Consider the following 24614-nt stretch of genomic DNA (forward strand, 5'->3'; position numbering starts at 1 on the left):
GGAGCAGACGGAGCTGGCATTGCGATGAGAGCAACACCGCATGCGGAGCCTTCCGCCAGCTGCCGCTATGTGGCCGCGTGCTCTTCGATGCAATCGACGCGTTCCGGATAAAACGCCAAATGTTCTCGGATGGCGGCCACGGCGGGATAGGGAGTCTCGTAGGTCCAGACAGCGTTGATCGCGATGCGATCACCCACGCGCAGGTTGTAGTAAGTGGCATCGCCCTTGTAAGGGCAATGCGTCGTGTGCGCCGTGCGCTCGAAGGCCGTCATGTCAACATCCGCGCGGGGAATATATTGGACCACGGGCAACTTCGCCTCCGTCAGCGTCAGGGCGCGTGCCGTGTCGGCGACGACCCGGCTGGCGAAGACGACACGGATCCGATTCGGGTTGGGGATGATCGTGATGGGATGCTCGGGGCCGGGAATTTTCACAGCGATACTCCTTGCTCACCGGTAGTCGCGCCGGTCATGGCGCGGCCGTCATGCCTTATGCCAGCGACTCTTTATCCTGACCCATCAGGATCAAGAGCCTCGACGGCATGGGCCGGCCGCTTGTGACCGTGGTGTCGCTGATCGGCGGCCGGCGCTTTCGCCATGCTACTCTGGGCGGCGTGACGGAGCGTTGTCCTTGTTTCACATCCGTGCCACAGGTGGCTCTACCGACGAAAGATTGGATATCAATGAGCATGCAGCCGTGGGAAGGACGTGACCGGCTGGTCGCGATCGACATCGAGACGACCGGACGGCGCCTGCCGAGCCTCCAGGACATCAGGAAGGCGCCCAAGGGCCTGCGTCAGCCCGGCATCATCATCGAAATCGGGTGTCTTGAGATCATCCGTGAGGGCGATGGCTGGAGGAAAGCGCGCAGCTGGGAGTCGCGGGTCAACCCCGACGCCCCTCTCCATCCCGACGCCATCAAGGTGCACGGCATCAAGCCCGCCGACCTGAAGGTGGCGCCCCGCTTTCCCGAGGTGGCCGACGCGCTTCTCGCCTTTCTGGGCGAGGACCTTCTGGTGGCGCATGCCTATGAGAACGAGATGGACTTCCTGAACTACGAGTTTGTGCGCTGCGGACGCGCCGCATGGGGTGCCGACACGTTCTCGGCGGACCGGTTCATCTGTACCAAGGAGATGTCGCACGCGGTCTTCCCCGGTGCTTCTGGCTCGCTCGATGCGCTGTGTGATCGGCTGTGGCTCGACCGGAGTGATCGCTTCGCCCACCATGGTGCGTTGCTCGACGCAGACCTGACGGCTGATGCCTTCGTCAAAATGGCGTTGGGAGATACCGGTCCGCGCGACGCCGTGTATGAGTGATACCGACGGCGTGTGAAGGCTTCCTTTGAGGCGAGCCCGATCCACCTGATTTGGCATGGGCAGCAAGGTTCACCTGGTTCATCACCTTGACGCCGATGAGTTGCATCGGCTGTACAAGGCCGCGACGGATGCGACGGAGCGGACGCATCTGCAAATCATCTGGCTGCTGACCAGTGGGCGCTCGGCCCAGTTCGTGGCCGAGGTGACGGGGTACACGCCGCGCTGGGTCAGCGTCATCGTGGGACGCTATAACGAGGCCGGGGTTGCGGGGCTGGGTGACCAGCGCCAGTTCAACCCCGGCGCCAGACCGCTGCTCGACGAAAACCAGCGACAAAGCCTGAGGACTAGCCTGGCCGATCCGCCGCCCGGCCGCGGTTTGTGGACGGGCCACTCGGTCGCCCAGTGGATCGCCGGCATGCTTGGCCGGCTCGTCTCACCCCGGCGCGGCACCGATTATCTGGGCCGGCTCGGCTTCACCCGCCAAATACCGCGCCCCCGCCATGCCGAAGCCGATCCCTTGGCCCAGGAGGTCTTCAAGGCCCGGTTCCGCCGCCGTGTGCAGGCCCTCCAGCAGGAAGACCCGGACACACCCTTGGAGGTGTGGGCGATGGATGAGCATCGCGTCGGGCTGAAGCCGGTGCTCCGCCGAGTGTGGGCGCCGCGCGGCCGCCGGCCGGTGGCGCGCGGCCACCAGCGCTTCGAGTGGATGTATCTCGCGGGCTTCGTACGGCCGAGCACCGGACAGGTGATCTGGTTTCTCGTCGATGGCCTCGATGCGCCCATGTTCGGTGCTATCCTGGACGCCTTTGCCCGCGAGGTCGGGGCCGGGCCCACCAAGCAGGTGCTCATCGTCCTCGATGGCGCGGGCTGGCATGTCGCCGGCTCGCTGGACATCCCGGAGGGCATCACGCTGGAGTTCTTACCCCCGTATTCCCCCGAATTGCAGCCCGCCGAGCATCTCTGGCCACTGACCAACGAGACGATCGCCAACACCTACTTCGAGGATCTCGATGCCCTCGATCAAGCACTCGCCGATCGCTGCTGCGGTCTCGCCGATGATCCCGACCGTATCCGCGCCGCCACATGGTTCCACTGGTGGCCGCAATTCGCATGAATTCCAAGCAATGGAAGCCTTCATGCGCCATCGGTATGACACCAACCCACGTCAGCGCAACAGCCGATTTTCCCTGTATTTTCCCTGTTGAGCAGTGGAACGGTCTCGGACTCTGGCCGAACCTGTCTCTTGTCAGCCACATTGGGGCCAGGGAACCCCGCCTCGGACTTCGCTCTCCGCCAGTTCATTTTCCCCCTTTAGAAACAAGGGATTTTTTGTCGCTTTCCTCTTTAAGCGGCAATTGGTGCTTATGCGAGAGAGTGCATCACGCATAAGCGAGACCGATGCGCCGGTCGCCTGTCCGGCTTGGATCTACAACAACCGCAACCTCGTCGAGCGCTTTTGGGCCAGGATCAAGGAGTGGCGGGCAATTGCCACCCGCTACGAGACAACTGCCAACTCCTTCATGGGCGTCCTTTGCCTCGCCGCCGCCGTCGATTGGATCAAGCGCTAACAGCCCCTACTACAATCGCCAACGCCTCTACTCGGCGATTGGCTACAGAACTCCTGAGCAGGCCAAGTTGCAGGTCGCATAACCCGCTGTCCATTGTGCCGGGGGATGCTCACGGTCTCCCTCCGCCAAAACCAGACACCAACGCTTGGTACGGGTCACGACAGGTGGGTCGGTTCGCCGGCGTCATGGATCAGCACGACGACGGACCGCGCTTCCACCAGATAGGACAACTCACTCAGCGTCGGCGCTAAGCTCCACTCGACGATATCACATGGGGGGGCGAGCGAGGTGTCGATCCATCGGTGCCATGGGCCAACACTGCCGTCATTTGCTGGCGGAAGTTCAAAGCGAAGCGGTTTCCAGTAGGCGTTCAGGATCAGGTAAATGCGAAGCCGGCCCTGCTCCACCTTCGCTTCGACGGCGATGCTGTGGGAATCGCGGCTCCAATCCGGTTGCTCGGGGGTCACGCCGTGCCAGGTTATCTTCGCCTTCCGGAGCAGCTGCCGCAAAGGCACCCGCTCGTACATCCTGTCCCGCAGGCTTCGGCGTGTGTTGAGCACAGTCACGAACCGGTGCACGTCCGCGTGCGTCTCGACCAGCGTCCAATCAAACCAACTGGTTTCGTTGTCCTGGCAGTAGGCGTTGTTGTTGCCGGACTGAGTGCGCCGCGCCTCGTCGCCCATCGTGATCATCGGGACGCCGAGCGATAGCATCGTCACGGTCAGGAAATTCTTTACCTGACGGTTTCTCAGCCGCTCGATTGCCGGGTCGTCGGTCGGGCCTTCGACGCCGCAGTTCCAACTGCGGTTGTCGTCCGCGCCATCGCGATTGCCTTCGCCGTTCGCCTCGTTGTGCTTGCGGTCGTAGGACACCACGTCGTTGAGCGTAAAGCCGTCATGGCAGGTCACGAAGTTGACGCTTTGTTCAGCCTCCCGCTCCTCATGCCCATAGATCTCCGGGCTGCCCAGGATGCGGTCCGCGATCTGGGTCACCGATCCCGGTTCACCGCGGAAAAACGCACGCACGTCGTCACGGAACCGTCCGTTCCATTCCTTCCAGCTGTCGCCGACGAAACTGCCGACCTGATAAAGGCCCGCCGCGTCCCAAGCCTCGGCGATCAGCTTCGTACCGGCAAGCGCCGGTTCCGTTTCGATGTCCCACAGGATCGGTGCGTTCGGGATCGGATGCCCCGATGTGTCGCGGGACAGAACCGAGGCCAGATCGAAGCGGAAGCCGTCCACATGCATCGTCTCGACCCAGTATCGAAGGCTGTCCACGATCATGCGCCGGACGACAGGGTGATTGGCGTTCAAGGTGTTCCCGGTGCCCGTGTAGTTGGCGTAGCGGGATCGGTCATCTTCGAGAAGATAATAGGTGGGATTGTCCAACCCTCGGAAACACAGGGTCGGCCCGCTGTGGTCGCCTTCCGCCGTGTGGTTGAAAACGACGTCGAGGATGACTTCGATGCCGCCGCGGTGCAGAGCCTTGACCGTGTCGCGGAACTCGTCCAGCGGACCGAGCGGATCGGAACGCGAACTGTACGCCGCATGCGGCGCAAAGAACGAGACCGGCGCGTATCCCCAGTAATTGACCTTTCCCGGCGGGCAATCCTGCGCATCGAATTGGAACACCGGCAGCAGCTCCACCGCGGTGACGCCCAATTTCTGAAGGTACGGAATCTTCTCGATCAGCCCGGCAAACGTGCCGCGGGTCTTCTCGCCGATGCCGGAACGGGGATGGCGTGTGAATCCGCGCACATGCATCTCATACACGATGGTCTGCGCGGACGACCGGCGCAACGGTGCGTCGCCTTCCCAATCGTAGGATCCCGGATCCACAACCACGCTTTTCATGGCGCCGCCGCAATCGTCTCCGGGTTTGCGGGCGTCGTCGCGGCTGTAGCGGTCCGGAACGACCACCGCGCGGCCATAGGGATCGAGGAGAAGCTTGTCCCGATCGAAGCGCAGGCCGTGGGCGGGGTCCCATGGCCCCTCGGCGCGATAACCATAGATTTGGCCGGCCGTCACGCCGGGAAGAAACACGTGCCAGTAATGATAGGTGCGATGGGTGGAGGGATCGAGGCGGATCACGCGCGCAGGCCCCGCATCCTCGGCGCGGTCGAAAAGCAGCAGCTCGATTCCGGTCGCGTGCTTCGAAAACACGCTGAAGTTCGTCCCCTGGCCGGTGGGGATCGCTCCCAGCGGCGCCGCGGCTCCCCGAGCGGGGGGACTGGGCGTGCCGGTCCGCCCCGTATCCGCGTCCATCTGGACCGCCGATCCGTCCCTTACGGCACCGGGCATGGCTTCGCATCCCATATCTCGGCGGCGTATTCGGCGATGGTGCGATCGCTGGAGAACCGGCCGGACCCGGCAATGTTCATGATGACCTTGCGCGTCCAGTCCTGCGGGGCCGCGTAGGACGCCAGCAACCGCCGATCCGCCTCCAGATAAGCTGTGAGATCGGCGAGATGCATGAACCGGTCCCCGCCCGTCAGCAGAACGTTGCGCAGAGGTTCGAAGATGCCCGGTTCGTTGCGGCTGAAATGGTCGGAAAAGATCAGATCCAGCGCAGCGCGGGTTTCCGGTTCGTTGTGGTGATGCCAGAAAGGGCTGTACCAGCCGGCGCTGCCGCTCACCTGATCCGCCGTCAACCCGAACAGGAAGAAGTTCTCCTCGCCTGCGGCTTGCGCCATCTCGATCGTCGCGCCGTCGAGCGTGCCGATCGTCGATGCGCCGTTCATCATGAACTTCATGTTGCTGGTGCCGCTCGCCTCATAGCCCGCCGTCGAGATCTGGTTGGACACGTCGGAGGCGGGAATCAGCTTCTCGGCCAGGGACACGCCGTACTCGGGCAGGAACACCACCCTGAGACGGCCGCGCACCACCGGGTCGTCGTCGATGGCGACGGCGAGGTTGTTGAGGAATTTGATGATCACCTTGGCGAGACGGTAGGCGGGAGCCGCCTTTCCCGCGAAGAAGAAGGTCCGCGGCGCCATGTCGAGGCCGGGGTTCTGCCGCATCCGGTTGTAGAGCACGACGATCCGCAACGCGTTCAGAAGCTGCCGCTTGTATTCGTGGATGCGTTTGATCTGGCAGTCGAAGATCGTGTCGGGATCGACGGCGATGCCGCTGGTCGATGCAAGCCACGCCACGAAGCGGTGCTTCATGGCGCGCTTGGCCTCCCGCACGGCGTCCTGGAAAGCCCCGTCGTCGGCAAGCGGCGTCAGCTTGGCCAATTGGGACAGGTCGGTGATCCATCCGTCCCCAATGGCGTCGGTGATGCAGCGGGAGAGGGCGGGGTTGGCCAGCCGAAGCCAACGCCGGGGCGTCACGCCGTTGGTCTTGTTGCTGAAGCGCTCGGGATACAGTTCGGCCAGATCCTTGACCGTCACGGTGCGCAGCAGATCGGAATGGATCGCAGCGACCCCGTTGGTGCTGTGCGATCCGACGATGGCGAGGTTGGCCATCCGGATCTTCCGTGGACCGCCCTCCTCGACCAAGCTCACACGCTCGATACGGCCCTCATCGCCGGGAAAGCGGGCCCGCACTTCGTCGAGAAGCCGGCGGTTGATCTCCAGGATGATCTCCAGGTGGCGCGGCAGCAGAAGCTCGAACCAGGGCAGCGGCCATTTTTCGAGCGCCTCGGGCAGCAGGGTGTGATTCGTGTAGGCGAGTGTCCGCCGCGTGAGATCCCACGCCTCCTCCCAGCCGAGCCCCGCGTCGTCGAGCAGGATCCGCATCAGTTCGGACACCGTCAGGCTCGGGTGGGTGTCGTTGAGCTGGACGGCGACCTTGTCGGGAAGCACCCGCCAATCGGCCGGGCTGCCGACCAAATTGGTCCGGCGGAAGCGCCGCACGAGATCCGCCAGGGAACAGGCGACCAGAAAATACTCCTGCACGAAACGCAGGCCCTGACCCATGCTCGTCGAATCGTCGGGGTACAGGACCCGTGTGAGGGACTCCGCCGAGAGCCGTTCGGCGAGCGCGCTGACGAAGTCGCCGGCGCTGAACGCCTGGAAGTCCAGCGCGTGCGGTGCCGCCGCCGCCCAGAGCCGCAATGTGTTGATCGTTCGGCCGCCGTATCCGATGACGGGGCGGTCATACGGAATGCCGAGCAGGCTGGACGGCCGGCCGGGCACGGCGGCGAACGTCCCGTTGCGCACCTCGAACGAGCAGCCAAGCCTGATCTCCACGGCCTCCTGCGGCCGGGCGACCTCCCAGGGATCGGGCCGGCGCAGCCAGTTGTCGGGCTGTTCCTGCTGCCAGCCATCCCGCAGGCTCTGCCGGAAAATGCCGTATTCGTAGCGGAGCCCATATCCCATGGCCGGGATCTGCATCGTGGCCATGGAGTCGATGAAGCAGGCCGCCAACCGGCCAAGCCCCCCGTTCCCCAGCCCGGCGTCGGGCTCCTCGTCGAGCAGGGCAAGCCAGTCGATCCCCTTCTCGTCGGCGACCCGCGCCACGACCGGATCGAGAAGAAGGTTCATGACGTTGTTGGCCAGGGAGCGCCCGATGAGGAACTCCAGGGAAAGGTAATAGACGCGTTTCGGGTTCTCGCGTTCGTAGGTTTGCTCGGTGCGAAGCCACCGCTGTGACAGCACGTCGCGCACGGAGCGGGCGACCGCCTCGTAGCGTTCGCGGGGACCGACCGACGTGGGATCGACCACATGGTCGAACATCAGGTGCCGCTCGTAGAGCGCGTCGTGCGTTCCGGTGAAGTGGATCGGGCCGCACCCGTATCGCTGGAGCAGATCCGTCGATCCGGAGACGTTCGACGCCGTTGCGTCGGCCATGGTCATGTCGCTGCTCATGGCGTTTCCTCCTCGCCCGGTCGCAGCCGCCGCGCCGTCCGACGGATGGCCCGACCATCGTCTTATGGTTCAAACATTGTCGGCTTCGGTCGAGGCGGCTGCGACCGCTCCGGTTTGGCCCGCGCCCGTCTGGTCCCATATCCATCCCGCGATCTCGGGCATGTCGTCGCCATACCGCCGGATGTGTTCCTTGTGCGCGATGAGCTTGTCGCGCATTGCCTGCTTGACGTAGGCGGCGCTCGCGCCGAGCGCCGAAACCCGGTCGATCACGTCGCCCACGAGGTGGAACCGGTCGAGATCGTTCAGCACGCACATGTCGAAGGGCGTGCTGGTGGTGCCCTCCTCCTTGTAGCCACGCACATGCAGGTTCCCGTGGCCGGCCCGCCGGTAAGTCAGCCGGTGAATGAGCCAGGGATAGCCGTGGAAGGCGAAGATGATCGGTTTGTCGGTGGTGAACAGCGCATCGAAGTCGCGATCCGGAAGCCCGTGCGGATGCTCCCCCGGGGGCTGCAAGGTCATGAGATCGACGACGTTGATGACGCGGGCCTTCAGGTCCGGGGCGTAATGGCGCAGGAGATCGACCGCCGCCAGGGTCTCCAGCGTCGGCACGTCGCCGCAGCAGGCCATCACCACATCGGGTTCGCCGCCGCGGTCGTTGCTGGCCCATTCCCAGATCCCCAGGCCGGCCGTGCAATGCCTGATGGCTTCATCCATCGTCAACCACTGCGGGGCCGGTTGCTTCCCGGCGACGACGACGTTGACGCAGTTCCGGCTGCGCAGGCAATGGTCCGTGACCGACAGCAGGCAATTGGCATCGGGTGGCAGATAGACCCGGACGACGTCGGCCTTCTTGTTCACCACATGGTCGATGAAGCCGGGGTCCTGGTGACTGAAGCCGTTGTGGTCCTGGCGCCAGACATGGCTGGACAGCAGGTAGTTCAGCGAGGCGACGGGACGCCGCCAGGGAATGGTCCGGCAGACCTTCAGCCACTTGGCGTGCTGGTTGAACATCGAATCGACGATATGGATGAAGGCTTCGTAGCAGGAAAAGAAACCGTGCCGACCCGTCAGCAGATAGCCTTCAAGCCACCCCTGGCATTGGTGTTCGCTGAGCATCTCCATGACCCGGCCGTCCGGGGCGAGATGGTCGTCCCACGGGACGGTGTCGGCAAGCCATGTCCGGTCCGTGACCTGGAGCACGTCCTGCCAGCGGTTGGAGTTGTTCTCATCGGGACTGAAGAGCCGGAAGTTCCGCGCGTCGAGGTTCAGCTTCATCACATCGCGGAGAAACTGCCCCATCACGCGGGTGGCTTCTGCGACAGCCACGCCGGGAGCCTCCACCGGGACGGCGTAGTCGCGGAAATCCGGAAGACGCAGATCGCGCAGGAGCGTGCCGCCATTGGCGTGCGGGTTGGCGCTCATACGGCGAATGCCGCGGGGGGCCAAGTCGGCGAGGTCGGGGCGGAGGCGGCCTCGCTCGTCGAAAAGCTCCTCGGGTCGGTAGCTTTTCATCCATTCTTCGAGAACACGCACATGGTCCGGGTTCTCATGCATTTCCCCCATCGGAACCTGATGCGAACGCCAGAAATCCTCGGCCCGCTTGCCGTCGATCTCCTTCGGGCATGTCCATCCCTTCGGTGTGCGGAGCACGATCAGGGGCCAGCGGGGACGCTGCGTGACCCCGTTTCGGCGCGCGTCGTCCTTGATCCGCCGAATGTCGGCGATGGCCGTGTCCAGAGTGGAGGCCATGCGTTCATGCATGTCGTCCGGTTCGTGGCCTTCCACGAAATAGGGGATGTATCCATACCCGCGGAACAGCTGCTCCAGCTCCTCGTGGCTGATCCGGGAGAGAATGGTGGGGTTGGCGATCTTGTAGCCGTTGAGGTGCAGGATCGGCAGAACGGCGCCATCGCTGAGCGGGTTGAGGAATTTGTTGGAATGCCAGCTCGTCGCCAGGGGTCCGGTTTCCGCCTCCCCGTCGCCGACGATGCAGGCAACAATCAGGTCGGGGTTGTCGAAGGCGGCTCCGTACGCGTGGGACACGGCGTATCCGAGTTCGCCGCCTTCATGAATCGAACCGGGCGTCTCCGGCGCCACGTGGCTGGGAATCCCGCCGGGAAACGAGAATTGGGTGAAGAGGCGCTTGATGCCCTCTTCGTCCGGCGAGATGTTCGGGTAGACTTCGCTGTATGTTCCCTCAAGATAGGCATTCGCGACCATGGCTGGTCCGCCATGCCCAGGACCGGCAATACAGATCATGTTCAGATCCAATTGCCGAATCATCCGGTTCAGATGGACATAGATGAAATTCAAGCCGGGTGTGGTTCCCCAATGCCCCAACAACCTCGGCTTTATGTGTTCGAGGGTAAGGGGAACTTTGAGCAATGGATTGTCATAAAGATAAATCTGTCCAACGGACAAATAGTTGGCTGCCCGCCAGTATGCGTCAATGAGAGCCTTTTCCTTGACTGACAGCGCTTCGGCCATGCCCGCCTCCCGCAGCCCTGGTGATGTGACGCGGTCCTCTGCGATGCCACGCCCGACCTCTCGGCGTTGGATCGGGTCGGTGTGCGGCATCCATCATTCCACCAAGCGTGGCAGCGGTCAGAGTGCCAGTGCCCGCCCATTCCGTCTCGGTCTCATCGGTGTATGACCTGGGTCCGGCATCCGCTTCGCGGGATGCGAAAAAGCGCTTTTGTTCGGCAACGCCCCTTCAGCCGATGGAAACGATGAACTCGAAGGGCGATCCCCAGCCGCCCGCAACGACGCGGTTCTCACCGTGGTTCAGAAGGGCGGTGTCCCTCATGAAATCGTGCCCGATCGGCTGCCCGTTGACGACCGTCCCAAGCGTGCTGCCAAGATCGGACACGAGCAGCCGGCCCTGGCTGCGGCTGATCATGAAGTGATCGCGCGACAGGCGAAACGGCGGCTGATCGTCGATGGACAGATCGGGTGACCGTGGGGGCGGTGCCTCGCCGTTGATCGGGAGCCGACCGACCACGAAGGGCAGTTGCCCAACCTGAATTGAGCTTGGACCGATCCGGCTGCGCAGGGAGTCCGACCCGGCGGTCAATAGAATGCGTTCGTTGTCGTTGGTAAGGGCCTCCGACGACGGCGCGCCGTTCTCCGCCGTTTCCGCCTCGCGCGTCGAGAGCAGCAGGTCGCCGGCAATCTTGTCCTCGATCGTCCGCAGGCGGATGCTGAGACGCTGGATCAACCCGCGCGCCAGGGATGCGTCCCGGCTCACCCGGTCCAGGAACTCCTGCGGGGAAAGGACTTCCGCGGCGCCATCGCTGACGGCCCGGGCGGTGGCACTCCGGCTGCGGCCTTCAATGACGCCCATCTCGCCCAGCCACTCGCCGCCCCGCACATGCCCGATCAGGATGGCGTTGTCGCCATTCTCGCGCAGGACTTCGATTTCCCCATGCTTGACCCAAAGAACGCAGTCGCTCGCGTCCCCCCGCCGGAACAGCAAATCGCCTGATTTGAACTGAATGGATTTGGCCATATCCGGATGTTCTCCGCTGTTTGGCCGTGCGTCGCAATGGCACGACAGACGGGAATTCTGTATGACGAAAGCAGAAGTGAAACCCACCGGAAAAATGGACGCACACGACAGAGTTCCAACTCTCCTCTCTTTTGGTGCATCGTTTCATCGGACGACCAGGCGGTCACGACTGTACGGCCGTGATTCTTTCCATCGCGCGTTCGATTGAACACGCAGTTCATGTCATCCATCGGATCAACCCAAGCATAAACCGGCACTTCGCCGTTTCCGGTGAACGGTCGTGTGTTGTCAGGTTGGTGGTAAACGGTCCGGCATGGCTGGTTGCCGGGCATGCTCACCAACCCGTACCGCGGTTTTCGTTTTCCCGCCGCGCTCCTCGCGCTGACACACAGGATGCTCAAGACGTACGGTTTCAAGACTACCCAGATCACCGCCCCAGATCACTGCCGAAAATCTGCAGTCCTTTGGAGCTGCGTTCTGCCGACGGCGGATCCATCAAAATTTGGCGGTTGATGAAAAGTAAAATCGCACTTCCTTAAGCTGGAGCCAAGCAGCTCTCTTATTTCGCAACTGCAAATTCGCAATTGCGAAATAAATATATTGCGCAAGTGAGCTTGTCCTTTGATATGTCAAAAATCATTGGTTGGGATACCGTATCACGTCCCTGTTCACGGCGTGGCGAAAGTCCTTTTCGCTCCGCCAAGTCCTTAGAAAACAATGCAAGCGACGAATAGTGACGTGGAAACCGTATCGAACTTATGTAACGGGCCGTCGAACAGTCAAGTTTGGGACTTCCATTCCCGGTCTCCATTCCTTGAAGGCCATTCAATGGACGTGACCGGTCGGCGCTGGAGCGGAAGACGCTCCGCCTCATTGCCCGCCTCATTGCCCGCCTCATTGGAGGAAATCCTTGACGACAGGGAGATGACGGCAGGGAGGCGAGGATAGCGGAGAGGCAGCGATGACGACGGCTGACGTGAACGATCTCGTGTCGGTGAAAAACGCTGGCGTAGCGCAGACCCAGAAGTCGGACAAGCTGACCTTGCTCCCCCTCGTTGCGCTCGTTGTCGGCTCGATGATCGGCGGCGGCGTTTTCAATCTTCCATCGGACATGTCCAAAGGTGCGTCGCCCGGCGCCATCCTGATCGGCTGGATGATCACCGGCATCGGCATGATGATGCTCGCCTTCGTGTACCAAAACTTGGCCGTGCGCAAACCGAACCTGAACGCGGGCCCCTATGCCTATGCCAAGGCCGGCTTCGGACCGTTCGTCGGTTTCAACAGCGCCTGGGGCTATTGGCTGAGCGCCTTTCTTGGAAACGTGGCCTACGCGGTGGCCATCTTCTCGGCCCTGTCCCACTTCTTCCCCATCTTCGGCGACGGCAACAACCTGCCCTCCATCGTCGGCGCGTCGCTGTGCCTGTGGCTGATCCACGCGCTCGTGCTCAGCGGCATCAAACAGGCGGCCTTCGTGAACGTCGTCACCTCGATTGCCAAGCTGGTGCCGCTGTTCCTGTTCGTCCTGGTGGCCATCGTCGGCTTCCATTGGGATCGCTTCACGGTGGATTTCTGGGGAACCGGCGCCGGGTCCGGCACGGGCGGCCTCGGTTCGCTCATGGAGCAGGTGAAGAGCACCATGCTGGTGACTCTGTGGGTGTTCATCGGCATCGAGGGCGCCAGCGTCTATTCCGCCCGTGCGGCCCGCCGCTCCGACGTCGGGCGGGCGACCGTGATCGGTTTCGTCGGCGCGCTGGGAATCTACGTGCTGGTCTCGCTGCTGGCGACGGGCGTCCTGCGGCAACCCGAACTCGCCGACCTCAAGGTGCCGTCCATGGCGGGCGTGTTCGAGTCACTCGTCGGCCCGTGGGGCGCCGCCCTGATCAACATCGGCTTGGTGATCTCGGTCGGCGGCGCCTTCCTCTCCTGGACGCTGCTGTGCGCGGAGATCCCCTACACCTGCGGCCGCGACGGGACTTTCCCGAAATGGTTCGCCGCGGAGAATGCCAACGGGTCGCCCGTGAACGCGCTCTGGGCAACCAATCTGCTGATCCAGCTCTTCCTCGCGCTCAGCTTCTTTTCGCGCAGCGCTTACCAGTTCTTCTACTTCATAGCCTCGGTCGCGATCCTTCCCCCCTACGTTCTGTCCGGCGCCTACGCGTTGAAACTGGCCCTGACCGGCGAAGGCTACGGTGCGGAATCGCGGACGAAGGGCATCCTGGTCGGTGCCTTGGCGACGGCCTACGGCCTCTGGCTCGTCTACGCGGCCGGCCTTCAGTACCTGCTGATGTGCGCGGTCCTCTTCGCACCGGGAATCCTCGTCTATGTCCGGGCCCGACGCGAGCACGGAGAGCGCGCCTTCACCAGTGTGGAGGTGGCCATCGCGGCGGCCATCGCTGTCCTCGCCGTGCTCGCCGCCTGGCTCATGTGGACCGGCACGATCAGCCCGCTGTGATGGCCGCCGCGCCGTCACAAGACAACAAGGCCCGCACGGAATACCGGGCCATCGAAGCAGGGAGATGCGTCATGTCTGAAGTCGGCGTGCATTCGGAAGTCGGCAAGCTGCGGACCGTCCTGGTTTGCCGGCCGTCGCTGGCGCACCAGCGCCTTACCCCCGGCAACTGCCACGACCTTCTGTTCGATGACGTCATCTGGGTGCACGAGGCGCAGAAGGACCATCACGACCTCGTGCTGAAGATGGAGGAGCGCGGGGTCGAGGTGCTGGACCTGCACGACCTGCTGGCGCAAACGCTCGACGATCCTCAGGCGCGCAGGTTCGTGCTCGACCGCCGCGTCACCGCCAACACCGTCGGGGTCGCCGCCGTGGAGGTCATGCGCCCCTGGCTGGACGAGATGCCGTCCAGGGAACTCGCCGTCCACCTCATCGGCGGCATCGCCATATCGGACCTGCCGGACAACACCGTGAGCGTGCTGTTGAACGAGGCGTTCGGTGGCACCGATTTCGTGCTGCCGCCGATCCCCAACACGCTGTTCCAGCGGGACCCGTCCTGCTGGATCTACAACGGCGTGACCTGCAACCCGATGTTCTGGCCGGCCCGCAAGCCGGAGACGCTGCTGCAGCGGGCGGTCTACAAGTTCCATCCCCGCTTCCGGGATGGCGGCTTCACGATCTGGTGGGGCGATTCGGACGAGGACTTCACCGGCGCCTCGCTGGAGGGTGGCGACGTGATGCCGGTTGGCAAGGGCATCGTCCTCATCGGCATGGGAGAGCGCACCAACCGCCAAGCGGTCGGCCAAGTGACCCGCGCGCTGTTCCGCAACAACGCGGCGTCCCGGGTCATTGCCTGCCTGATGCCGAAAAGCCGTGCTGCCATGCATCTGGACACGGTGTTCTCGTTCTGCGACCGCGATCTGGTGACGGTTTTCCGGGAGGTCGTCGACCAGATCCGCTGTTACAGCGCCTATCCCCTGGACGACGAGGGACGCTTCGAGGTGCGGCCCGAGGCGAGGCCGCTGCTGGAGGTCGTGGCCGACGCGCTGGGCTACTCCAGGCTCCGCGTCGTCGGCACCGGCGGAAACGCCTACGAGGCGGAGCGCGAGCAATGGGACGACGGCAACAACGTCGTCGCCCTCGAACCCGGCGTGGTCGTGGCCTACGACCGCAACACCTACACCAACACGCTGCTGCGCAAGGCCGGCGTCGAGGTCATCACCGTCCGCGGGGCGGAACTCGGCCGGGGACGGGGCGGCGGCCACTGCATGACCTGCCCGATCTGGCGGGAGCCCGCCTACTGACGACCAGCCGCGGACAACGAGCCCGGAGGGAACCCCAGGAGGAAAAGATGAGCTTCAATCTGCGCAACCGGTCGCTGCTCACCGTCCAGGATTACACGCCGCGGGAGTTCCGCTATGTGCTCGACCTCGCGCGCGACCTCAAGCGTGCGAAGTACGCCAGGACCGAGCAGCAGCACCTGCGCGGCAAGGAGATCTGCCTGATCTTCGAAAAGACGTCGACGCGGACCCGCTGCGCCTTCGAGGTCGCCTGCCACGACCAGGGCGCCAACGTCACCTACCTCGATCCCGCCGGCTCGCAGATCGGCCACAAGGAGTCCTTCAAGGACACCGCGCGCGTCCTCGGCCGGATGTACGATGCCATCGAGTACCGCGGCGCCGCGCAGGGCGGCGTGGAGCAGCTGGCGAAGTACGCGGGTGTGCCGGTCTACAACGGCCTCACCGACGAATACCACCCGACCCAGATGCTCGCCGACGTCATGACGATGCGCGAGCACAGCGACAAGCCGATCACCGACATCACGTACGCCTATGTCGGCGACACCCGGTCCAACATGGGCCATTCGCTGATGATCGTCGGCTGCCTGATGGGCATGGACGTACGCATCTGCGGACCGCAGAGCCTGTGGCCGTCGGAGGAGTACACCGCCATCGCTCACCGGCTCGCGGCGGCGTCCGGCGCACGGCTGACCATCACCAGCGACACCGCCGAAGCGGTGGCCGGGGTCGATTTCATCCACACCGACGTGTGGGTTTCGATGGGCGAGCCCAAGAACGTCTGGCGGGAGCGGATCGCGCTGCTGAAGCCCTATCAGGTCAACCCGGAGCTGATGGCGGCAAGCGGCAACCCGCAGGTCAAGTTCATGCACTGCCTGCCGGCCTTCCACGACAGCGAGACGACGCTCGGCCGGCAGATCGCCGAGGACTACGGGATGCCCAACGGGCTCGAGGTGACCAACGAGGTCTTCGAATCGGAGGCGAACATCGCCTTCGAACAGGCGGAAAACCGGATGCACACGATCAAGGCGCTTCTCGTCGCCACGTTGGGGGAATGAGAGGGGAATGAGACCATGCGCGTCGTCGTCGCTTTGGGAGGCAACGCTCTGTTGAAACGCGGCGAGCCGATGACCGCCGACGTGCAGCGCCGCAACATCCGCATCGCCGCCGAGGCCATGGCCCCGGTCGCCCGGGAGCATCAGCTCGTGATCAGCCACGGAAACGGGCCGCAGGTGGGGCTTCTGGCGCTCCAGGGCGCCGCCTACCGGCCGGACGAGGCCTATCCGCTGGACGTCCTGGGGGCCGAGACCGAGGGCATGATCGGCTACATGATCGAGCAGGAGCTGGGCAACCTGCTGCCGTTCGAGGTGCCTTTCGCCACGCTGCTGACCATGGTGGAGGTCGACGGCGACGACCCGGCCTTCGGCGATCCAACCAAGTTCGTGGGGCCGGTCTATGGAGCCGCCGAGGCCGAGCGCATCGCCGCCGAGAAGGGGTGGGTGTTCAAGCCGGACGGCGCGTCCTGGCGGCGGGTCGTGCCGTCGCCGGCCCCCAAGCGCATCTTCGAGATCCGGCCAATCCGCTGGCTGCTGGATCAGGGAACCATCGTGATCTGCGCCGGCGGCGGCGGGATACCCACCATGTACCAGCCGGCCATGTACCAGCCGGCCAAGGAACGCACGCTGGTCGGCGTCGAGGCGGTGATCGACAAGGACCTCTGCTCGGAGCTGCTGGCGCGCGAGCTGGGTGCCGACCTTCTCATCATGGCGACCGACGCCGAGGCCGTGTTCCTCGGCTGGGGAACGCCGGACGCGCGGGCCATCCATCGCGCGAGCCCCGACGCGATGGGCCGGCACACGTTCCCGGCCGGGTCCATGGGGCCGAAGGTGGACGCCGCCTGCCGGTTCGCGACGGCGACGGGGCGAACCGCCGCGATCGGGGCGCTCGCCGACATTCCGGCGATCGTGCGCGGCGAAAAGGGCACGCTGATCGACAACGCCTTCACGACGACGAGTTGGCACGGATAGGCGGCCTGATTGGGGCGGCGATCCGGAAAAGGGGGCTGCGACCATGGCGAACCACGTCTCGAACCATATCCCGACAGCGGCTGGAGAAAAGCGGGAGGCGCGTCGGCCCACCCTGCTTGACGCCTTGCTTCCGATGATCGCCCTCATCGCTCTGCTCGCGTTGTCCTACCTCCTGTTCGGCAAGGACGCCTCCGCCGGGCCGAACCAGGTGGCGCTGCTGTTCTCCGGGATCATCGCGGCGGGGATCGCCTACAAGAACGGGATGCCCTGGGAGGGGGTGCGCCAAGCCGTGGTCGACGGCATCGCCACCGGGCTCGCGGCCATCATGATCCTGCTGGCGGTGGGCGCGCTGATCGGCACCTGGGCGCTCAGCGGCACCATCGTGGCGATGGTCTATTACGGCCTCCAGATCCTCAGTCCCCATTATTTTTACGCGACGACCGCAATCATCTGCGCCCTGGTCGGCTTCAGCATCGGAAGCTCCTGGACCGTGGCGGGCACCATCGGCATCGGCCTGATGGGCGTGGCGGCCAGCATGAACCTGTCGCCGGAAATCACGGCCGGCGCGGTGATCTCCGGCGCCTATTTCGGCGACAAGGCCTCCCCGCTGTCCGACACCGCCAATCTGGCGACCGCGGTGACGGGGGCCGGGATCTACGAGCACATCCGGGAATCGCTGTTCACTTCGGTTCCGGCCCTGCTCGCCGCCATCCTTCTCTTCGGGATGCTGGGGGCGCCCGGCGATTTCGACGCGACCGCCATGATATCCGGCATCGAAAGCCACTTCACGGTGTCGCTCTGGGCCTTCACGCCGCTGCTGCTGGTTCTCGGCCTGTCGATCGCCCGGTTCCCGCCCTTCATCACGATCTTCTTCGGCGCCCTGGCAGGCGGTCTTCTGGCGGTCGTCCTGGAGCCGGCGCGCGTCGTCGCCTTCGCCGCCGCACCGGAGATGCCGGCCGCCGTCGCCATGCTGAAGGGGGTGTGGATGGCGCTCGCCAACGGCTACGTCGCGCACAGCGGCAACGAGTCCCTCGATGTCATCCTGACGCGGGGCGGCATGTCCAGCATGATGAACACGGTGTGGCTGATCATCACCGCGCTGTCGTTCGGCGCGACGGTGGAGCATGCCGGGCTCCTCAATCGCCTGATCGACCCGGTGATCCATCGGATGAGGTCCGTCGGTGGGCTCGTGGCGACCGTGGTCGCCACCTGCATCGGCGCCAACATCGTCACCTCGGACCAGTATATTTCGATCGCCCTGCCGGGCCGGTTGTTCAAGGCGGAATTCGCGAAGAGGGGCCTCGCCCCGGTGCTGCTGTCGCGCGTCGTCGGCGATTCGGCGACGGTGACCTCACCGCTGATCCCCTGGAACAGTTGCGGAGCCTACATGGCGGCAGCGCTCGGCGTGTCGGCGACGGGCTTCGCCATGTACTGCTTCTTCAACATTCTCAATCCCTTGGTGACGATTCTCTTCGCTGTCTCCGGTCTGCGGGTGTGGAGAACGACCATCGACACGCCTCCGGGCAACGCACCGCCTCTGCAAGGCTGACGAGCCTTTGCACGATGGCGTCGGCCGCTGCCCGGCGCGGATATGAGCAATTCCGTCTTTTGGCTCAACGTGTGGAGTGATCACTGCCAGGATGGAGGGGACGATCATGAACCGCTGTTTTCTGGCGGGCTGCGCTGCCGTTGCACTGGCAACGGGCGCCGGGGAAGCCAATGCCCAGGCCAAGTACGAGATAAAAATCGGTGGCGATGCCTTCTTCGAAGCCGGCTTCGTCAATCAGGACCTTGACTCCGGCCTGCGTTCGACCGAGTTCCGCAACCGCTTCCGCGTGCACATCACACCAGTCGCCAAAGCGGACGACGGCCTGGAGTATGGTGGGCGCATCCGCATCCGCGCCTCCGGTTCCGACACCGGCGTCAACGCCGACCGTGCCTTCATCTTCGCACAAGGCAGGCTTGGCGAGGTGCGCCTCGGCGTGTCCAACTCCTTCAACGATGAGACCTTCATCTCGACGCCGGGCGACTATCTGCCGACCAGCATCATCGATCTCGATCAGGTGACGAACTGGGTCGGCCCGACGACGGCCGGGCAGTCCGTCAACCCGGCGAATGGCCGGTATCAGGGCTCCGACGTCCTCGGTGGGGTCGCCGAAGCCGTCAACGCCGCCAGCATCCTGTGGCCGTCGCTGACACCGGACGCCAACGCAACGAAGATCGTCTACTTCTCCCCACGTTTTGCCGGCGTGCAGTTCGGTGCCAGCTACACCCCGCGCAACGATTCCTTCAATCAGGACGTCAACCGGTTGAAAGCGTCTTCGGCGATCGCCAACCAGGGCGTCACCAACTCCTTCGCCAATCTGGTCGAGGTTGGCGCGAACTATGACGGCAACGTCTTCGGCTTCGACGTCAAGGCCAGTGCCGGCTATTTCTGGGGCACGTCCTCGGACAGCACGGTGGCCGCTGACTCCTTCCGCGACCTGAACGCTTGGCAGGTTGGCGCCCAACTCGGTTATGCCGGCTTCGCCGTCGGCGGCAGTTACACCAGCTTCGGCAAATCGGGCCAGAACAAACGTCCCGGTTTCTTCGCGGACGATATGTACAACTGGACCGCGGGTGTGCAGTACACCGCCGGAGCCATCGTGGTGGGTGCGAATTACAAGTACGGCGTCGACCCCGGCTCCATGCTCGACCCAGGCAGCCGGCGGGTGACGGCCTACGAAGTTGGTGCCGGTTACACGGTCGCTTCGGGCCTGACCGTGAACGCCCAATACGACTATGTGCTCGCCAACAGCGATCGCCCCGAGACCGCGGCCACGGGCTCGCCGGATGACAAGGCGCACGTCATCGTGCTTCGCACGGTCCTGGCCTTCTGATCGTCAAGGGAGCGGAAAAGCTGATCCAGCGTGGAGCGTTGAACCGAAAAGCGCCGGAATGCCCGGCAACGGCATCGCCGCCATGCTGGATATCATCAACGTTCCTATGGAAGCCACGGCAAGGAAGGGAACCATGGCAAAAACGATGAAAGCGGCGGTGGTCCGCCAATTCAAAATGCCGCTGTCGATCGAAGAGGTTCCGGTGCCGGAGGTCGGTCCGGGCCAGATCCTGGTCAAGATCGAAGCGTCGGGTGTTTGCCACACCGACCTGCACGCGGCCGACGGCGACTGGCCGGTGAAGCCGAACCCCCCCTTCATTCCAGGCCATGAGGGTGTCGGCACCGTTGCCGCGGTGGGCGCCGGCGTGACCGCGGTGAAGGAGGGCGACCGGGTCGGCGTTCCCTGGCTGCACACGGCCTGCGGGCACTGCCGGCAGTGTCTCGCCGGCTGGGAAACCTTGTGCGACCTGCAGCAGAACACCGGCTACTCCGTCAACGGCGGCTTCGCGGAGTACACGCTCGCGGATCCCAACTATGTCGGCCACCTGCCGGACAGGCTTGACTGGGAAATGGCCGCCCCGATCCTGTGCGCCGGCGTAACCGTCTACAAGGGGCTGAAGGAAACCGACACCAAGCCCGGCGACACGGTTGTGATCTCCGGGATCGGCGGACTCGGCCACATTGCCGTGCAGTACGCGAAGGCCATGGGGCTCGACGTGATCGCCGTCGACATCTCCGACGAAAAGCTGGCGCTCGCCCGTGCCATGGGCGCGGATGCCGCGATCAACGCGAAGACGACCGATCCGGTTGCCGAGGTCAAGGCATTGTGCGGCGGCGCCCAGGGCGTGCTCGTCACCGCTGTGTCCCGGCATGCCTTCAATCAGGCTCTCGGCATGCTCGCCAAGCGAGGCACCATGGCCCTCGTCGGCCTGCCGCCCGGATCGTTCGAACTGGACATCTTCAGCACGGTTCTGATGCGGAAGACGATCCGCGGATCGATCGTCGGCACCCGGTTGGACCTCGCCGAATGCCTCCAGTTCGCCGGCGACGGCAAGGTGAAGGTTCACTATTCGGTCGAGCACTTGGAGAACATCAACGACGTGTTCAGCCGGATGCGCAACAACGAGATCGACGGGCGGGTGGTCATGCGGATGTAACAAACGCCAAATGGCAGCCAATCCATGTGAGCAGCAGCACGCCCGTGATTTCGACCAAGACTTACGTTGTTCCAACCTGCAAACAAGGGAAAGATCGGCATGTGGTCGCGACGCGGGTTTCTGGCGGGAGCACTGGGGGTCGTCGTCCTGGCCGGCTGTGCCGGATCGGGGAGCGTTGCATATGTGAACGACCCTTGGGGCTACCCGTTCTATGATGACGATTGGGTCTACTACTATGATGAGGGTGACGTGGACTTCCTCGCCGGGCTGACCGACGAGCAGAAGGCCGCGCTCAAGCGGAAATGGGACACGCTCTCACCCGAGGAGAAGGAGCAGATTCGTGACCGATGGAACGCTCTCAGCGCCGACGAGCGCGCGCGCGTGCAACAAGCATGGAGCGGCTTGGATGCGGAGAAGCGACAACAGGTGGTTTCCAGCATGCAGACCCGCGTCCGCGATGGGACGCTCCGTTCCGTGACGCCTGCCGCGGCCGGGCCATCGCGCTTCCCGGCAGGATCCGGCGGTGGCCCGGATCGCAGTGGCGCCGGAACCCGGACCGGCTCGTTTGATCGCGGCAGCTTTGGTGGAGGCAGGCTAGGTGGCGGTCGGTTGGGTGGTCGACGTTAGCGACATGGAACAAACGGACTTCGACGTTCGCAGATCAGGAAAAATTGCGAACGTTCGGGCGCCTTGCGTTCCAAATAACATTCGGTTCTCTCGAGGCAATGAACATGATGCAGAGCCGCAGGAAGCCAATGGAAAAAACCCAGTATAAATACCTCATCATCCTGATAGCAAAAACGATTGTTGTCGTTGGGGCAATAGCCATCGCAGGGTATCTGATTTTTGGCTATAATAATGATGTCCACCTGCTCGAAAACAAACCTATTGTCGTGCCGCTTCTGCGATAGAAGCGGTTTTCCATTGGAATTGATTTTTTGATTTTTGCCATCGCGTTCTTGAAGCCACTTGACCAGCTTCCCTCTACACGGAAAACGGGGGTGGTCAAACTTCACTTTGCCTTTGCAACGCGGGAAGGCCGGAGCGGATGCTCACCCGGAGCGGTTCGCCTTTCGCACCCCCCTCAAATGGGGCGCCACGAGCTTTTCGTAGGCAAACTTGACCTGCCGGTACTCCTCTTCGCACAGTTCGGCCCGTTCGGCCGGCAGATAGCCCTTCTCCACGAAATCGCCGAAGCTCTTCCGGTCGGAGCCATAGCTGATACACATCAAGTTGTAGAAACGTTGGGCTGGCAAGCTGTGCTCGTTCGCGAAGTCCTTCAACTCCGTCGGCGCTTCCTTCGCCTCGCTCGCGTACATGACGGCAACGCTGGCGATCACCCGGCGGGCCTCGTCCTTGCCCAACTGCAACAACGTGTAGGCGGCAATTTGATCGGCGGCATCCTCCTCACGGCCCAGGATCGGCACTTTCTTCAGATCGAAAATGGCGTGGGCGAGTTCGTGAAGCACGACCTCCAGAAAGGGGCCGACGATGTAGTTCGCAGGCGTCAGCCCCTCGCTGACACCGGCCGGTGGGATGTTCTGTCCGAGTTCCTGGATGTAGGCGAGATATTCGTAACAGATGGTCAGCGTGGCGTCGGAGGTCTCGTAGGAGGCATTGATCTCACCGTCGCACCCCTCGGTCCTGATGGTCAGCACGCGCGGCAGGTCGATTCCCTCAACGCGTTCGCGGATGCGTTCCAACACGCGCTTGTCCTGCAACGTCCGGTAAATCGCCTCGTGCGAAGGGTTTTTCGGCACGGCGTAGACGGTCCGGACATCGCCTGGACGGGCGTCCGCCGGGCAAGCGATGGCAACGGTCGCCAGTGCGATCAGAAGAACGCCGCAAAACGTGTAAGCGAAACGGGTGCAACGTGAATGAGCACGCATGGGCCGCGCTCCTCTGTCGGCCAAGGGGACATTAATCGGTCCCACAGACATTATCCAACATGATCCCCGAACCGCTGTACAGATATCCTGACGGGGGAAATGTAGATCCATGAGGGGCAATTGCCATTGCATGGAGTTCTCTGTGCCAATATGGCCTGGACTTGCGTGTTCTGGTCGCGCTCCGAGAGCTGTGCTCCATCAACGGCACACCGGCGACACCGATCCAGACGGCGAATGCCTGGGCCCGAACAGTGCGGAAGTCGGTGGCGGCGTGGTGGTCACGACAGAGTTGGAAATAAACTGGCGATGGGGGTGCGGATGGATCGGAAGCGCTGAACTTGGCCTGCTGATTTGAAGCGTTTCATCTGACGCTCACGGCGTCAGGTCGGTTGGAGCGAATTTTCGGCCCGGTTGTTGATGCCCTTGTGCTGGGAATGCTCCAACGCCGGCTGATATACCAGCTTGGCTGCGGCGTACGGCCTCAGCATGTCCGTGACCATCATGCGGGGTGCGCAGTCCTGCTGGGGGTATCCGGAATTTCGTGCTCGGCGGGTTTATCCTGAAGCGAACCATGCTGTTACTGGTCGCTTCAACAACGACCTCATCCTCCTTGGTCAGCGAACGGCCAAAACCCTCCAGGTCCGAGCGGGTCATGTTGACCCGTCCAGCCGGCCGCAACCGGCCCTCCTCCCAGAACACGACCGGTCGCGTCCCCGAGCGTGGTGTGGGAACTGTGGGGCATGACCAAGCGTTCAGGGCCACGGATACAACGAACAGGAATTCCCTGTTTCCGATTGGCGTCCGAATCGGTTGAGCGCGCCGCAAGGCTGAAAATGTCAGCACCAAACGGTATCCCCAACGCCAGCCCACGTCAGCGCACCAGCCGCATTTCCCTGTATTTTCCCTGTTGAGCAGTGGAACGGTCTCGGACTCCGACCGCACCTGTCTTTTGGCGGCCTTGTCGGGGTCAGGGAACCTCGCCTCGAACTTGGCCCTCCGCCAGATTTTCTCAGCAAGCCGCTGAGTGGAGCCGGTCCATAGACCAAGCCGGCTCAGCCGATTTCCATCGGACGCCATCCACGCCATTCCCGCTGCGCCGCCCTTTCTTTGCGGAAGGCCGAGGCAGGCGTCGCATGGACTATTCCCGTTTCTTCGTCCGTTGCCGTGAGGCAAGAATTTCATCGACGGTCACCGGGCGGAAATCCCACACATCCACACCGACGTCGAATTGCCGGGGCATACCCTTCAACTGGCCGTGGCTGTGGCCGTGCAGGTTCAAAGCGCCCTTGTACATGCCGTTCCAGGTGCGAAAGGCGTAGTGGCACAGCACCAGCCGCCGCTCGCCCAGCGAAAGTTCCGCGTAAGGCTGGACGCTCGCCCAACCGGGCAGGGCCAGTGTGGCGGGGCCGTCGTTGTTGCCGGTGATCAGGTGCTTGGTGCCGTGCAACCGCTCCAGAAGCGCCGCCATGGCGTCCGGCTTGCGGTGTAGGGCGAAATCGCCGAGGTGCCACACCTCGTCGTCCGGGCCGACCGTGGCGTTCCAGTTGGCCGCCATGACCTCGTCCATCTCCGCGACCGACGTGAAGGGGCGGCGGAAGCGGCTGAGCGCGCCGGCGTGGCCGAAATGCGTGTCGCTGGTGAAAAAGACCGCCATCGGGAGGCCTTAACACAGCGGCGGCGCAGAGGGTTCCCCGCGCCGCCGCTGCGGCCGTCCG

18 protein-coding genes and 1 pseudogene are annotated in these 24614 nt (G+C 63.7%); 12 read left to right on the forward strand and 7 right to left on the reverse strand.

The features are described 5' to 3' along the window. Positions 1–65 precede the first annotated feature (65 nt). Entirely contained in the window at positions 66–434 is a 369-nt protein-coding gene (locus ACWPXE_RS19935) for a DUF427 domain-containing protein (protein ID WP_035683362.1), read from the reverse strand. 248 nt (positions 435–682) lie between these two features. Here ACWPXE_RS19935 and ACWPXE_RS19940 point away from each other — a divergent pair, with 248 nt between their 5' ends. The 3 genes and pseudogenes from ACWPXE_RS19940 to ACWPXE_RS19950 form a co-directional block, all read left to right on the forward strand. Further along, positions 683–1315 carry a 3'-5' exonuclease gene (locus ACWPXE_RS19940; protein WP_454019164.1) on the forward strand — a complete coding sequence of 211 codons (633 nt, stop codon included), beginning with the start codon at positions 683–685 and terminating at the stop codon, positions 1313–1315. Between the two features lie 55 nt (positions 1316–1370). Next, positions 1371–2429, forward strand: a complete 1059-nt coding sequence (locus ACWPXE_RS19945) for an IS630 family transposase (protein WP_454018128.1) — start codon at positions 1371–1373, stop codon at positions 2427–2429. A gap of 283 nt (positions 2430–2712) precedes the next feature. Next, positions 2713–2883: pseudogene (locus ACWPXE_RS19950) on the forward strand (transposase); the annotation flags it as partial. Positions 2884–3038: 155 nt separating this feature from the next. Here the strand turns inward: ACWPXE_RS19950 and glgX are convergent. From glgX to ACWPXE_RS19970, 4 genes are all read right to left on the reverse strand, one after another. Further along, positions 3039–5147, reverse strand: a complete 2109-nt coding sequence (gene glgX / locus ACWPXE_RS19955) for a glycogen debranching protein GlgX (RefSeq protein WP_454019165.1) — start codon at positions 5145–5147, stop codon at positions 3039–3041. A 20-nt stretch (positions 5148–5167) separates the two neighbouring features. After that, positions 5168–7693, reverse strand: coding sequence for a glycogen/starch/alpha-glucan phosphorylase (locus ACWPXE_RS19960; RefSeq protein ID WP_454019166.1), 2526 nt, complete (start codon positions 7691–7693; stop codon positions 5168–5170). 69 nt (positions 7694–7762) lie between these two features. Continuing rightward, positions 7763–10270, reverse strand: a complete 2508-nt coding sequence (locus tag ACWPXE_RS19965; protein ID WP_454019167.1) for a phosphoketolase family protein — start codon at positions 10268–10270, stop codon at positions 7763–7765. Between the two features lie 136 nt (positions 10271–10406). Continuing rightward, complete coding sequence (locus tag ACWPXE_RS19970; RefSeq protein ID WP_454019168.1) at positions 10407–11288, reverse strand: cyclic nucleotide-binding domain-containing protein; 882 nt, start codon at positions 11286–11288, stop codon at positions 10407–10409. 874 nt (positions 11289–12162) lie between these two features. Here ACWPXE_RS19970 and arcD point away from each other — a divergent pair. From arcD to ACWPXE_RS20015, 9 genes are all read left to right on the forward strand, one after another. Continuing rightward, a complete protein-coding gene (arcD, locus tag ACWPXE_RS19975) occupies positions 12163–13653 on the forward strand; it encodes an arginine-ornithine antiporter (protein ID WP_454019169.1) in 1491 nt (496 codons plus the stop codon). A 71-nt stretch (positions 13654–13724) separates the two neighbouring features. Next, positions 13725–14954, forward strand: coding sequence for an arginine deiminase (locus ACWPXE_RS19980; protein ID WP_454019170.1), 1230 nt, complete (start codon positions 13725–13727; stop codon positions 14952–14954). 47 nt (positions 14955–15001) lie between these two features. Next, positions 15002–16006, forward strand: a complete 1005-nt coding sequence (locus ACWPXE_RS19985; protein ID WP_454019171.1) for an ornithine carbamoyltransferase — start codon at positions 15002–15004, stop codon at positions 16004–16006. 15 nt (positions 16007–16021) lie between these two features. After that, complete coding sequence (gene arcC, locus ACWPXE_RS19990) at positions 16022–16975, forward strand: carbamate kinase (RefSeq protein ID WP_454019172.1); 954 nt, start codon at positions 16022–16024, stop codon at positions 16973–16975. A gap of 43 nt (positions 16976–17018) precedes the next feature. After that, complete coding sequence (locus ACWPXE_RS19995) at positions 17019–18524, forward strand: Na+/H+ antiporter NhaC family protein (protein ID WP_454019173.1); 1506 nt, start codon at positions 17019–17021, stop codon at positions 18522–18524. A 106-nt stretch (positions 18525–18630) separates the two neighbouring features. Further along, entirely contained in the window at positions 18631–19854 is a 1224-nt protein-coding gene (locus ACWPXE_RS20000) for a porin (protein ID WP_454019174.1), read from the forward strand. A gap of 58 nt (positions 19855–19912) precedes the next feature. Beyond that, entirely contained in the window at positions 19913–21010 is a 1098-nt protein-coding gene (gene adhP / locus ACWPXE_RS20005; RefSeq protein ID WP_454019175.1) for an alcohol dehydrogenase AdhP, read from the forward strand. A 183-nt stretch (positions 21011–21193) separates the two neighbouring features. Then, on the forward strand, positions 21194–21637 hold the full coding sequence (locus ACWPXE_RS20010) for a hypothetical protein (RefSeq protein WP_454019176.1): 444 nt from the start codon (positions 21194–21196) through the stop codon (positions 21635–21637). A 104-nt stretch (positions 21638–21741) separates the two neighbouring features. Beyond that, positions 21742–21921 (forward strand): hypothetical protein, encoded by a 180-nt coding sequence (locus ACWPXE_RS20015; RefSeq protein ID WP_454019177.1) that lies wholly within the window; start codon positions 21742–21744, stop codon positions 21919–21921. Positions 21922–22062: 141 nt separating this feature from the next. Here ACWPXE_RS20015 and ACWPXE_RS20020 read toward each other — a convergent pair whose 3' ends face one another. Then, positions 22063–22899, reverse strand: coding sequence for a DUF4344 domain-containing metallopeptidase (locus tag ACWPXE_RS20020; protein ID WP_454019178.1), 837 nt, complete (start codon positions 22897–22899; stop codon positions 22063–22065). Positions 22900–24037: 1138 nt separating this feature from the next. Next, positions 24038–24553 (reverse strand): metallophosphoesterase family protein, encoded by a 516-nt coding sequence (locus tag ACWPXE_RS20025; protein WP_454019179.1) that lies wholly within the window; start codon positions 24551–24553, stop codon positions 24038–24040. Positions 24554–24614: the final 61 nt, after the last annotated feature.

The organism is Azospirillum sp. Marseille-Q6669, assembly GCF_965111635.1.

What these genes read in the sequence shown, in the direction of transcription:
- ACWPXE_RS19940 (WP_454019164.1), top strand. Translation starts at nt 683, where the DNA reads ATGAGCATGCAGCCGTGGGAAGGACGTGACCGGCTGGTCGCGATCGAC.
- ACWPXE_RS19945 (WP_454018128.1), top strand. Translation starts at nt 1,371, where the DNA reads ATGGGCAGCAAGGTTCACCTGGTTCATCACCTTGACGCCGATGAGTTG.
- glgX (WP_454019165.1), bottom strand. Translation starts at nt 5,147, where the DNA reads ATGGACGCGGATACGGGGCGGACCGGCACGCCCAGTCCCCCCGCTCGG.
- ACWPXE_RS19960 (WP_454019166.1), bottom strand. Translation starts at nt 7,693, where the DNA reads ATGAGCAGCGACATGACCATGGCCGACGCAACGGCGTCGAACGTCTCC.
- ACWPXE_RS19965 (WP_454019167.1), bottom strand. Translation starts at nt 10,270, where the DNA reads ATGCCGCACACCGACCCGATCCAACGCCGAGAGGTCGGGCGTGGCATC.
- arcD (WP_454019169.1), top strand. Translation starts at nt 12,163, where the DNA reads ATGACGACGGCTGACGTGAACGATCTCGTGTCGGTGAAAAACGCTGGC.
- ACWPXE_RS19980 (WP_454019170.1), top strand. Translation starts at nt 13,725, where the DNA reads ATGTCTGAAGTCGGCGTGCATTCGGAAGTCGGCAAGCTGCGGACCGTC.
- ACWPXE_RS19985 (WP_454019171.1), top strand. Translation starts at nt 15,002, where the DNA reads ATGAGCTTCAATCTGCGCAACCGGTCGCTGCTCACCGTCCAGGATTAC.
- arcC (WP_454019172.1), top strand. Translation starts at nt 16,022, where the DNA reads ATGCGCGTCGTCGTCGCTTTGGGAGGCAACGCTCTGTTGAAACGCGGC.
- ACWPXE_RS19995 (WP_454019173.1), top strand. Translation starts at nt 17,019, where the DNA reads ATGGCGAACCACGTCTCGAACCATATCCCGACAGCGGCTGGAGAAAAG.
- ACWPXE_RS20000 (WP_454019174.1), top strand. Translation starts at nt 18,631, where the DNA reads ATGAACCGCTGTTTTCTGGCGGGCTGCGCTGCCGTTGCACTGGCAACG.
- adhP (WP_454019175.1), top strand. Translation starts at nt 19,913, where the DNA reads ATGCCCGGCAACGGCATCGCCGCCATGCTGGATATCATCAACGTTCCT.
- ACWPXE_RS20015 (WP_454019177.1), top strand. Translation starts at nt 21,742, where the DNA reads ATGATGCAGAGCCGCAGGAAGCCAATGGAAAAAACCCAGTATAAATAC.
- ACWPXE_RS20020 (WP_454019178.1), bottom strand. Translation starts at nt 22,899, where the DNA reads ATGCGTGCTCATTCACGTTGCACCCGTTTCGCTTACACGTTTTGCGGC.
- ACWPXE_RS20025 (WP_454019179.1), bottom strand. Translation starts at nt 24,553, where the DNA reads ATGGCGGTCTTTTTCACCAGCGACACGCATTTCGGCCACGCCGGCGCG.